The sequence below is a fragment of the Pedobacter terrestris genome, from assembly GCF_052343045.1.
Lineage (GTDB): Bacteria > Bacteroidota > Bacteroidia > Sphingobacteriales > Sphingobacteriaceae > Pedobacter.
This window is the reverse complement of the sequence record NZ_CP180264.1, coordinates 3,778,917-3,791,636: the sequence shown is the minus strand read 5'-3', so window position 1 is coordinate 3,791,636 and position 12,720 is coordinate 3,778,917. Positions and strand designations below refer to the sequence as shown.

General features: G+C 38.3%; 8 protein-coding genes. 4 read left to right on the top strand and 4 right to left on the bottom strand.

What is annotated here, in order from left to right; translation table 11 throughout:
• Window positions 1-80: 80 nt before the first annotated feature.
• From rpiA to ACJVDH_RS16060, 4 genes are all read left to right on the top strand, one after another.
• On the top strand, window positions 81-770 hold the full coding sequence (rpiA, locus tag ACJVDH_RS16075; protein WP_443944424.1) for a ribose-5-phosphate isomerase RpiA: 690 nt from the start codon (window positions 81-83) through the stop codon (window positions 768-770).
• A gap of 163 nt (window positions 771-933) precedes the next feature.
• The gene (locus ACJVDH_RS16070; protein ID WP_443944423.1) at window positions 934-1,317 is read left to right on the top strand and encodes a LiaF transmembrane domain-containing protein; all 384 of its coding nucleotides are present in this window, start codon (window positions 934-936) and stop codon (window positions 1,315-1,317) included.
• Between the two features lie 680 nt (window positions 1,318-1,997).
• The gene (locus ACJVDH_RS16065; RefSeq protein WP_443944422.1) at window positions 1,998-3,314 is read left to right on the top strand and encodes an alpha/beta hydrolase; all 1,317 of its coding nucleotides are present in this window, start codon (window positions 1,998-2,000) and stop codon (window positions 3,312-3,314) included.
• Window positions 3,315-3,474: 160 nt separating this feature from the next.
• Window positions 3,475-6,096, top strand: coding sequence for a PAS domain S-box protein (locus ACJVDH_RS16060; RefSeq protein ID WP_443944421.1), 2,622 nt, complete (start codon window positions 3,475-3,477; stop codon window positions 6,094-6,096).
• Here the strand turns inward: ACJVDH_RS16060 and ACJVDH_RS16055 are convergent.
• From ACJVDH_RS16055 to ACJVDH_RS16040, 4 genes are all read right to left on the bottom strand, one after another.
• The gene (locus ACJVDH_RS16055; protein WP_443944420.1) at window positions 6,077-6,499 is read right to left on the bottom strand and encodes a secondary thiamine-phosphate synthase enzyme YjbQ; all 423 of its coding nucleotides are present in this window, start codon (window positions 6,497-6,499) and stop codon (window positions 6,077-6,079) included. The two genes, ACJVDH_RS16060 and ACJVDH_RS16055, sit on opposite strands and share 20 nt — an antisense overlap.
• Window positions 6,500-6,501: 2 nt before the next feature.
• Window positions 6,502-7,830, bottom strand: a complete 1,329-nt coding sequence (locus ACJVDH_RS16050; RefSeq protein WP_443944419.1) for a peptidoglycan DD-metalloendopeptidase family protein — start codon at window positions 7,828-7,830, stop codon at window positions 6,502-6,504.
• Between the two features lies 1 nt (window position 7,831).
• Window positions 7,832-8,272, bottom strand: coding sequence for a hypothetical protein (locus tag ACJVDH_RS16045; protein WP_443944418.1), 441 nt, complete (start codon window positions 8,270-8,272; stop codon window positions 7,832-7,834).
• Window positions 8,273-8,363: 91 nt separating this feature from the next.
• Complete coding sequence (locus ACJVDH_RS16040) at window positions 8,364-12,413, bottom strand: hybrid sensor histidine kinase/response regulator transcription factor (protein WP_443944417.1); 4,050 nt, start codon at window positions 12,411-12,413, stop codon at window positions 8,364-8,366.
• Between the last annotated feature and the right edge of the window lie 307 nt (window positions 12,414-12,720).

Genomic DNA, 12,720 nt, shown 5'->3' with positions numbered 1-12,720 from the left:
GCGCTCTGTTCCCAGATGCCCGCATTGCATATTTTTTAGTAAATGGCCAATCATACCTTCTTGTTTTTTATCTTTACGAGATGGGAACTCTTACAAAACAAAATCAGGATGCTTTAAAACTGGAAGCAGCGATTAAAGCGGTAATGTATGTTAAAGATGGAGATTTGGTTGGATTGGGAACCGGTACAACCGCAACGTTTGCCATTCATGAATTGGGGAAAAAAGTTGCCGATGGAATGCAGATTACCGCCACATCCAGCTCAAAAAACTCTGAAGACCTTGCAAAATCACTTGGAATCCAGGTGGTAGATTTGGGCACACTTTCTTCTATAGATATAAGTATTGATGGCGCAGATGAGTTTACCGAGCAACTTAATTTAATCAAGGGCGGCGGCGGCGCACATTTTAGAGAAAAGATTATGGCGTCATTAAGTAAAAATGCAATCGTAATTGCCGATGAAAGTAAAAAAGTAGATCGGTTGGGAGCTTTTACAATCCCGATAGAAGTCGTGCCTGTTGCCTATCAATATGTTTTAGATCAATTGAGTTTGCTTTCTGCCAATTCTAAACGCAGAACAAAAGATGAACAGATTTTTGTAACCGACAATAACAACTGGGTAATCGATGCCAATTTCGGCTTGTTAGAAGATCCGCAAGAACTGGCCAAAACGCTAAATCAAATTGAAGGTATTTTGGCTCATGGTTTGTTTATCGGGTTGACTAAACGCGTAATTATGAGCAGCAGCAAGGGCATCCAAATTTTTGAATAACGTATTCCGACGCGCTTTCTACCGACCAAATAATATTCTCAAAAAAAACACATTTTATTTTACCGACCTTTTCCATTCTTTCGCCGAGGTTTTCAATCGGTTAAGCCCTTGTCTATGTCCTGAACGTATAATGTGCCCTACATTTGAATAAAAAACAAAGGTCATGGAAAATTTCATCAAAAAAAACAACGCTGATAAACATTTAGGTTTAGGGATTTTAATTGTAACAATAGGCGCCGTACTGCTTTTGAGAAATGCAGGGCTGGGTTTACCACACTGGATTTTAAGCTGGCACACTATAATGCTTGCGGCGGGATTATGGATTGGGTACAACAATAATTTTGAAGGGCGTAAATGGTTGTGGTTAACCATTATCGGTGGGATCTTTACATTTAAAGATATAGCGATTTTTGATTTTCAATTTTCGAGCATCACACCCGCTTTTGTGCTAATCGGCCTTGGACTGTATCTTGTTTTAAAACCTAAAAAATACACCGCTGACCAAAATTTCACTAAAAAAGAAAAAATTTCATCTTTCGAAGTTTAAAATTCTCAACTCCATCATATAATAGAAAAAGGACATCTAGCGGTGTCCTTTCTTTGTCGTAAAAAAGAAACGGAGACATTGCCTAAGCTATGTCCCCGTCATCTAAATTAACGCTCTCAGGTATATAAACGTTCTGGATAGAAAATATTGTATCAGAGTAGTTTTTTTTAGAAAAATGCTGTAAAAAAAAGAAACGGAGACATTGCCTAAGCTATGTCCCCGTCATCTAAATTAACGCTCTCAGGTATATAAACGTTCTGGATAGAAAATATTGTGTGGGAGTAGATTTTTTTTAGAAAAACGCTATAAAAAAAGAAACGGAGACATTGCTTTAAGCCATGTCCCCGTCATCTAAATTAACGCTCTCAGGTATATAAACGTCCTGTATAGAAAATATTGTGTGGGAGTAGATTTTTTTTTTAGAAAAATGCTGTAAAAAAAGAAACGGAGACATTGCCTTAAGCTATGTCCCCGTCATCTAAATTAACGCTCTCAGGTATATAAACGTTCAGGATAAAAAATATTGTGTCGGCTAAAAAAGAAACGTAAAATAGCTCCTGACATTCTTTATCTTTCAAATGTTAAAAAAAGTTAAGCCTCTTGCAGATAATCACCATTTGATTTCATGGCATTGAAATATTGTTAACTTTGAAGCATACACTGACAAACAAACCCTATACATGAAAAAAACTATTTTATTTGTTGTTGCTTTACTTTTTACCACAACGGCTTTTTCCCAGAATGTTATTCAGCTGTTTAACGGTGCAAGTGATTTTTTTAAATTTCTTCAGGAAGACAAATATCCGGAAGCTTATAGCTTTTTTGACGATACCTTAAAAACTAAAATCAGTGAAGACGGATTGAAAAAAATGTGGACAGAAGTAAATGCCAAATTTGGTAAAGCTGAATCATTAGATCCGATACAAAGCAAAGCACAAGGTGAATTTTTTGCTGTAACCGTTGAAGGAAAATTTGCCAATGGCGATCAGAATTTCCTTTTAGGATTTAACAAGGCGCAGAAAATTGTGGGTTTGTTCTTAATTCCTGGAAAAACTGCGTCAGAATATAAAAAACCGCTTTACGCAGATACAAATTTATATACTGAAACATCTGTTTACCTGAATTCTCCAAAGCACCAGCTGGCTGCCGTTGTTACCACACCTAAAGGGAAGAAGAATTTTCCTGTAGTCGTTTTTGTACACGGGTCTGGTCCGAGTGATATGGACGAAAGTATTGGCGCCAATAAGCCCTTCAAAGATTTGGCCGCAGGTTTGGCAGCCAAAGGTGTCGCTTCTGTTCGATATGTAAAACGTACATTAATTTACGCCAATGAATTTCAAGGTGTGTTTACGGTTAAAGAAGAAGTTCTGGATGATGCAGCATCTGCTATCGCTACCGCAAAATCTATTGCAGGCGTAAACCCTAAAGCAATTTACGTTTACGGCCATAGTTTGGGCGGTATGTTGGCGCCGCGTATTGCAGTCACTTCTCCGGATGTTGCGGGTATAATCCTTGCTGCAGCACCAGCCAGGAAACTTGCCGATGTCATTACCGATCAGACGAAATACATGTTCAGTTTGGCGAAAGACACAAGTGAAACCAATAAAGTAAAACTGAATGAGGCAATTACCGCTATCCAGCAAGCCAAACTAACCCAATTAGGAACAACCATAAAACCGGATTCTGTTATTTTAGGTCTTCCGGCTAAATATTGGACAGATTTAAACAGTAATGATCAGGTCGCAGAATCTAAAAAACTAACTAAGCGCATACTGATTTTGCAAGGTGGTAACGATTTTCAGGTTCCTAAAACGGATTTCGACTTGTGGAATACAGCGCTTGGGAAGAAAAAAACTGTTCAGCTGAAGTTTTATCCGGAATTAAATCACCTGATGACCACGCAAACGGAAAAAGGAAACATGACGCAATACCAATTGCCTGCAAATGTTTCCGAAACTGTAATAAATGATATTGCCACCTGGATCAATACAAAATAGATAAACTAAGTTCTTTTTTAAAATTTATTGCCCCAAAATTCTTTGTTATTTTGGGGCTTTTTTAGTCTGTATTATCACACATCCGGAATTTACTCAAACAGAGCTAATTTTAAGGCCTACTTTTTATATCTTTAAAAACCCTTGAACGGACAACCACAATATGAACAGCAAATTTGAATCACTGATAGAGGCTTCTCCAATGCCAACGGCGATCTATACTGGGTTAGACATGATCATCGAGGTTGCCAATACGGAAATGATCCAATTGTGGGGTAAAGACCATTCTGTAATCGGAAAGCCACTTCTTGCGGCTTTGCCTGAACTTAAAGACCAAGGTTTTCTCGAAATTTTACAGCAAGTATATATAAGTGGAGAAACGTTTCATTCTAAAGAGGCACGTGTTGATCTCGTGGTTGATGGAATGCTGCAGAAATTTTATTTTACTTTTACCTACAAGGCACTTAGAAATGAAAAGGGAGAAGTTTATGCCATTATCAATACAGCCGCACATCTTACAGAACTCATACTGGCACGCGAGCAGATTATTGAAACCGAAGAGCGCCTTAAATTTTCATTGCAGTCTGCAGGAATTGGCACCTGGAATCTCGATCCGATTAGAAATACAGTAGAGTGGGATATTCGCTGTCGCGTATTATTCGGGTTTCCCCAAAATGGTGAAGTATTGTATCAGGATGTGTTAAACTGCATTCATCCGGACGATAAGAACAGCGTGGATCAGGCGGTAAAAATGGCCATAGATCCAGAAAATGAAGGTATTTATGATATCAAATACCGGACAGTCAGTTCGGTTGATGGTGTTGTAAGATGGGTGCATTGTAAAGGTCGGGCATATTTTAATGCGCGTGGAGTAGCTTTCCGCTTTGCAGGAATTGCGCAAGACATTTCTGAAGAAATCCGTTCCCGACGGAGTGAACGTCAACTACTCACGCTGGTAAACAATAATACCGATCATATGACGGTTGCAAAGATGAATGGTGAATTGATTTATATGAATCAGGCATCCAGACAAATGCTCGGCGTTCAGCCAGATGCGGATGTAAGCCGACTTAATGCTCAGCAGTTTTATTCGCCAGAAGAATACCATCGTGTTCAACAGGAAGTACTCCGTAATCTTAATGAAGAAAATGGTTGGCAGGGATACTTCAAACTTAAAAATATACAAAGCAATGAAGAAATTCCATGTTGGGTAAGTTATCTTTTAATTAAAGATCCGACAACCGGAGAAGTAATTGGAAGAGGAACAACGGCCAGAGATTTACGTGCTGAAATTAAAGCAAAGGCACAACTCGAACAAATGGCTGCCATAATTTCCAGCAGCGAGGATTTTTGCAACTACTGTGACATTGAAGGCCATACGCAATACATTAACCCCTCGGGTATTATGCTTATAGGCATAGAAAAAACTGAAATTTTTGGGAAAAGTATATTCGATTACCATAGTACAGAGGCTAACAAGCGAATAAAAGATGAAATTTTTCCGGTTTTATTCGAGAAAGGCAGATGGTCTGGGGAGCTTGAACTGATCCATCAGCATACCGGAGAAATTATTCCTATCCATAAACAATTTTATATGATCCGGGAGGAACTCACAAATGTTCCTGTAGCTATTGCCGGAATCGCACGAGATTTAAGACCCGAATTAAGTATCCGAAATATTTTAAACCAAAAAAATGCAACGTTGCAAAATGTGGTAGATGAACTTGAGTTTTTAGCCGATACTGTACCATCTATTGTTTGGACCAGCAAACCAAACGGACAAATCGATTATATCAATAAACGTTGGTATGATCAAAGCGGGCGGCCACAACTTGAAATTATTAATACATTATGGACGGAAACCGTACATCCAGATGATCGGGAGAAAGCAAAAAAAATATGGAATAAAGCCTTAAACAGCGGTGAACCTTATGAAACAGAATTTAGATGTTTAGATAGGGAAGGCGTATACCGCTGGTTCCTGGTTAGAGCTTTGCCCCTAAAAAATGCGGATAATGAGATTGTAAAATGGTATGGCACCAATACCGATATTCACCACCAAAAGGAACTTGAGCGGCAGAAGGATAATTTTTTAGGTATTGCAAGCCATGAGCTGAAAACGCCAGTTACCAGTTTAAAAGCATATGCGCAGGTGCTTGAGTCTATTTTTATAAAATCAGGGGATTTGAAAAATGCCGACCTCCTTTCTAAAATGAACAAACAGGTAGACCGGCTTACGAATTTGATTACCGATTTGCTCGACGTGACTAAAATAACTTCCGGTAAGTTAAGTTTTGATCGGCAGAATTTTGATTTTAATGAGATGTTGAACGAAGTTATCGAAGATATGTCACGGCTTTCTGCAACGCACTCTATTGTTCAGGAAATAGGTTTTTACGGAACTATAAATGGTGATCGCGACCGGATTTGTCAGGTACTAACCAATCTAATCGCCAATGCGATAAAATATTCGCCCAAAGCAGATCAGATTATCATAAAAGCAAATGCCCGTGATAACGGCGTAGAAATTCTGGTAGAGGATTTCGGTATTGGCATTAACAGAAATTTAAAAGATCACGTATTTGAGCAGTTTTATCGGGTCAATGAAACCAAGCAACATACTTTTCCGGGCTTGGGTTTGGGTTTATATATTTCTGCAGAAATCGTGAAACGACTAGATGGTATGATCTGGGTTGACTCTGTTGAAGGTGAAGGCTCTGTATTTGGCTTTTGGTTACCCATTCAAACGCTCGAAAATGACCAGTTTACTCGCCCCAAACAGTGATTATTAAACTCCGTGAACCTCCATAATTTCTGTGTTCGCAAAGGTAAATGCCTTGCCAGGTGCCTAAAGCCAATCGACCGTTACGAATGGGAATGCTCACAGAACTCCCTAAAAGCGAAGATTTCAAATGCGCCGGCATATCATCAGATCCTTCATAATCATGTTCGTAGTCCGGATCGTTTTCTTTAACGGTTTTATTGAAAAACATTTCAAAATCCTGTCGCACAGTGGGATCTGCGTTTTCATTTATGGTGAGCGATGCAGATGTATGTTGTATAAATACCTGACAAATACCCGCTTTTATCTGCTTGATTTGAGGCATTGCCTCTTCAATTTCTGTTGTGATTATATGAAACCCGCGTCTGCGTGCGCGAAGATTAATGGGTTGTTGAAAAATGTTCATAATTATCGTTTAACAATCCAGCCAATTTCCGCCTGCTGATTACTTATCAATTGAAAATTTTCGAAATTACCAAGCAAATTTATCATTTCTCCGGGTTTTAACACCATTTTAGCAGCAGCAGATTGTTCTGGTTTATCGTATACGACTTCCTGGTATTCTCCGACTTTTAGCTTACGTATAGGATGGTCTGTTGCTACAAGTACAGCACTTAATAAAAATCCAGTCTGGCCATTTGGCATTTCGATGTGATAATAGTTTTTCGTGGCGGCGATTACGCTAACAATTGTCGCCGGTGGAATCGTATGTAATGGAAGGGCATTTTCTGTTGGAGCGTTTAATATTTGAGTTGTTGTTCGTGTTCTCAATGTTTTATTCAGGTTGAGTACAGATGCTTTAATCTGTGGCGGAGTTTTAGTTACCAAATCTATGAAAGGAAGAGGATTTGTCGCGCCCCCGGATTCGTATATCCCGAAATGAAGGTGAGTTGGGGTTGTTTTTGCGTTGCCTGTATTTCCCATCAGGCCAAGTGTATCGCCTACTTTGACAGATTGTCCTTCAATAACGAGCTGTTCATCTAAATGGGCATAATATAAATTATAATTTTTGGCCTCTGGTCGGAGCCAAACTACTTTCCCGCCCAGATTATTTTGGTTAACTCTTGTTACAGTTCCGTTTGCTGCGGCTAAAACCGGACTCCTGAATGCACCGAAAATGTCTACCCCTTCGTGTTTGCGTGCATTTGCATCGCGGCTATCGCCCCAATAACTTTGAATACTGCTGCTTTTTTTTGTACCTGTCGGAAATGATAATGATGGTCCGGAAACAATTGAAATCGTGTATTCAATTCCTTGCAATAGTTCCGGTTGTATTCTGATAAAATATTTACCATTATCAGTAATCTCCAACTCAACCGGATTATTCAGGGTATCTGAAAATGCGATGTTTTTTAAAGCCAGTTTTTCGTCTTGCTTCCAGATATCCAGATATAATGCAGAATTTTCAGGCTTTTTAAGTGTGGTTACAGTGATTTTTTGCCCTTTTACAGCGGAGAACTGGTAAGCAATGGCCCGAACTTTTTCTGCTGAAAAATACCCGGTTTCGCGGTAAGGGACGGAAATCGTCAATGCTTTCTGAATACTTTGAACTGAATTTTCTATCCAGGCTAAACCCATAGCGGTTTTGTCTAATCCGCTGGAAGAAAGTTTTTTCTGATATTGTTCATGTGGACTGGCCGCTTTAAACAAATTCACACTTCCGGATTTGCATGAATAAAAACCGGCCGTAAATAGCAATATGATGAGCTTTGGGAGTAAATGGGTTTTGTTGAGCATTCTAGCTGTTTTTCATATTTTTTAACACTGCGGCAGTTACTAAGCCACCAATCAGATACCAGGCAACAGTTAAAACTTTAGTTTTTTCCGTTTTAGTTACTGGCTTTTCATCAAGCCCGATTTGATTTGGAACACTTATGGCACCAAGTCCGGCGGTTATTCCCGCGGCTACACCTTTCAGATAAAGGTTTTTTTTATTGCCCATACCAATTGCGCTAAAATAGAGTGTGTTGCTTAAAACATCACTTGCAAGTGTTGCCAGATACAGGTTTTTTCCCGTTGGCGATTCGAGATTTAAACTATTCAATGATCGGCATAGTGCTTCTTCACCCAAGAGATCAATACGAGGTGCATCAGAATCATAATGGCGAACCGTTTCATGCAAAATATTTAATGCAACTGCACCGGAAAAACCAGCCAGAAGTGCTTTTAAAATTTTCATATCCTAAACTAAAAATCCGGATAATGGAATTATTACCCTAAGTAAAAGCGTACTGAGGTTCAAATTGTTTTAAATGCTACGCAGGTTTAATTTAGTTTTTTGATTGCTCCTGAAGAAATTCGCTAGGTGTTTTTCCAAAGTATTTTTTAAATTCTATGCTAAAGTATTTCCGGTCATTAAACCCAACAGCATATGCCACTTCAGCAATGCTGATAAATCCGTTGTTAAACATCTTTGCTGCCGATTTTAAACGGATTGATTTCATAAAATCATTTACTGATAAATCTGTTAGGGCTCTGATTTTTTTATATAAAACCGGCTGGCTCATACCTACATCCATAGCCAGTTTGGCGACGTCGAAATTTAAGTCTGATAGATGTGCTTCAATAATGCCTATTACTTTATTCAGAAACAATTGCTCAGTTTCGTTAATCAACACACTTTTGGGTTCAAGAACAATTAACTGTGAAAATTTTTTGCGAAGCATTTCCCTTCCTGTAATTAGATTTTCGACATTCAAACGCAAAATTTTGGTGTTAAAGGGTTTTAGTATATAGACATCGGCGCCATGTTCCAGGCCATTAACCTGGTGTACATAAGCTGATCTTGCTGTAAGTAAAATTACCGGAATATGGCTGGTTCTTTCATCTGTTTTCAGCTTTCGGCACAATTCTAAACCGTCCATAACAGGCATCATAACGTCGCTTATTACCAGATCGGGGATAAAATCTACCGCTTTTTTTAAGCCTTCTAAGCCATTTTCGGCTTCTATGATTTTATAATCTTTATCTAAAATGGTTTTCAAATAATTCCGTACTTCAGTGTTGTCTTCTACCAGTAAAATATTTGGTTTTACTGCTGAAGAATGTGTATCCTCGGGGGAAGCTTGGACATACGTATGCTCCGTTTCCAGATGTTCAGTGTAATGGCATACATCATCATAGTAAACGTAATCTGCAATAAATTCTGATTTAGAGAAATGTTCTTTTCCGAATTTCAGGAGAATAGAAAAACAGGTTTCAGCTTTGTCTTCCGACATTGTGTTGTAGCGCTCAAACCATATTTTTCCATGGTGCAATTCCATTATACTTTTAGATAGGGCGAGGCCAATACCCGTTCCAATTCCTGAAGAGTTTCCTGCCTGATAGAAATTCTGGAAAAGATCTGTCTGTTCGTTTTTCGGGATACCGGGGCCATTGTCCAATACGCAAATGGTCAATCCGGAATGTTCATTATTGATGATCAGACGTACGTAGCCGTTATTTGGTGCAAACTTAAATGCATTCGAGAGCAGGTTAAACAGTACTTTTTCGAGCTGAACTTTATCAAAATACAGTTCAATATCTTCTGCTGATGATTGGAAGCTATACTCAATTTGCCGCATTGCCGCAAGGTTTTGAAAAGCTATAAAAATCTCGCGACAGAACTTCACAATATTTCCCGGACTTACATGTAATGCCAGTTTTCCGCTTTCCGCTTTTCTGAAATCCATAAGTTCGGTTATCAGATGCATCAGGCGGTCTGCGTTATTCTTTATGGGGTGCAAAGCTCTGTTTAGAACTGGCTGATCTTGAGACTCATCGAGTAATTTTTCCAGCGGACCGAGAATTAAAGTTAAAGGAGTTCTGATCTCGTGTGAGATATTGGTGAAAAATTCTAACTTATGTTCATTAATCTCTTTTTCCTTTTTCAATACAGCCCGGATCAGCAGATACCTTAATCCGAGTAATAAAACGGCAGATAAAACTGCTATGTAGAACATATATGCCCACCAGGTACGATAGTAGGGCGGCAGAACCTCAATTGCTAGAGTGCTGATTTGATTGGACCAGACCCCATCGTTGTTGCTTCCTTTTACCATTAAAGTATAGTTTCCCGGCGACAAGTTGGTATAACTTGCAGATGGTAAATCAACGTAATTCCAGTTGCGCTCAAATCCGTCCAGTTTGTAAGCATATTGATTCTTACTGGGTTTGATAAAGTTTAGCACAGAAAAATCTAGAGTAAATATATTCTGACTTGCTTTAAAGGTTATTTTTTTTGTTAAACTAATGTTTTGTTTAAGAATTCCTTCTTCTCCATTTAACGCAATCTCCTTATTGAAGAGTTTAAGGTTAGTGAAAACTGCAGGAGGCGTATTTTTATTCTCAAGTATTTCATTTGGATGAAAACTGATGAGCCCTTTTAAACTACCAAAGAAAAATTCACCTTTCGAATCTTTAAGTACCGATTTATAATTGAATTCATTTCCGGGCAAACCATCTTTTATATTAAAATTTTTAAAAGAATTTAGATTAGGGTCAAATTTACAAAGACCATTATCCGTACTGATCCAAAGCATATGCAAGTCGTCTTCCAGTATACCGACAATATTGTTGCTTGGAAGACCTTCGCTGGTACTGATTTTTTTGTAAGCATGCCGCTTTGCATCAAGTTTAAAAAGCCCGTTTCGAAATGTTCCGATCCAGATGAAACCCCTTTTGTCCTGTAGCATACAACTCACGTCATTATATGGCAATTCTCCCGGATTTTTAGCTTTCCTAATTCTGAAATCTTTTTCTCCGGGCCGGAGTTCATATAAACCCGAATTTGTGGCTACCCACAAAATCTTTTCACGATCCTCAAATATGAAGGAAATTGCGTGTAAAACATTGTGGATTTTACCTCGGACAAATGTGCCTTTGGAAGGGTCAAAGCTATTTAAGCCATTATTGGTACCGACCCAAAATCGACCAAAACTATCTTCGAAAAGGGAAGTTATCTCATCATTGCTAAGCGATTGCGGATCATTTTTACGGCTTTTAAAATGAATGAATTTTTTTGTTGCCGGGTTAAAGAGATTTAGACCGCCTAAATGCGTACCAATCCAAACCCTTTCGTCTTTGTCTTGTATGATGGCCTTAACCAGGTTTGAACTCAAGCTGCCGGCATCATTTGGATTATAGCGATAGTGTGTGTAAACTTTCTTGTTTTTATCATAGTAATTCACGCCCTCTCCCTCGGTTCCAATCCAAAGGTTATGTTTATTGTCTTCTGTAATTGCACTAATTACATTGCTGCTCAAGCCATTTTTGTTTTTGGAACTTTTATAGAGCTTAAAGGCACTGTAATTGGGGTAAATCATATTAACCCCTCCATAATAGGTACCAGCCCAAATGATTTTTTGCCGATCCTGAAAAATGTCATATACAGAGTTTTGACTTAGGCTTGATGGATTCCCTGGGTCAGTTTGTAAAGCCGTAAATCTTCCTGTATTTGGATCATATACATTAATTCCGTGGAGTGTACCTATCCAAATTTTATCATCACTGTCTATGATGATTTTTCTGATATTGTTGCTGCTTATACCGTATTGATTCAGGTTAGAATTTGTATAAGTCGTTATTTTTTTAGTTTGTAAATTGAATTTGCTCAGCCCGCTCTGTTTGGTTCCAATCCATAAATTATGTTTTGCGTCCTCAACAATACTGGTGACGTGGTTATCAATATGGCGATTCAGTTGATCACTAAACGACTTGAAATAATTGAAGTGTGCCTGATTATTTTTGATTTTAAGGCTCATAAGTCCACTTGAAGTACCTAACCAAAGTGTTCCATTGTGATCTTCATAAGTGACATACACTTGCCGCTTAAATTTTCCATGATTTAGAAACTGCTGGAATTGGTAATTTTTTTTTGACGTCAGTAAATTCAGACCGTTTCCGGTACCTATCCATAATCTTTTTTCACGGTCTTCGTAAATGCAGTTAATTTTAGAATCGCTAAGGCCACGTTGATCTGCGTTTTTAGCCAAAATCTGATCGAAGTTGTCATGTGTTTCATTGTATTTATTCAAGCCATGAGATGTTCCAATCCATAAATCGCCTGTCCGGGTTGAAAGTATTGAAGAAATATATTCGGATGACGTTAATCCATGTGGATCACCTTTTGTATATTGATACGATTTGAAGGTTCTGGAATCATATTTACTTAAACCGAAACGGGTACCGAGCCAGATAAATCCCCTGGCATCCTGTGCAATTGACAGCACTGAACTCTGAACCAGTCCATTTTCTACATTAAGGTGGTTAAACACATACTCGCTTTGTGCACGCGCTGAAAAACAAATCAACAGTAACACAAAATTTAAAAGATATTTCATGCAAAACTCGGCAGGATTTTAAGTTTGGTTAGGGAAGTTTAATGCTAAAGTACAAAATGTTTTTAGTAATGGAATCGATTCTACAAGTGAAATGAAATTTTCATGAGTTGGGTAATTTTTAACTTTTATAGTGCATTTTAATACACTCTTTTTAAATTTTACCCCTATTCTTTAAGAATTTTATCCCTCATCACTCGCCGTAATAAAACAACTTTGGAATAACCAAACAACTCCACGGCGAAGAACATTATTTATTTGCTACAGTGTTGAAATGGTTGTGAAAATTATTGCCAACTATAAACCAGAG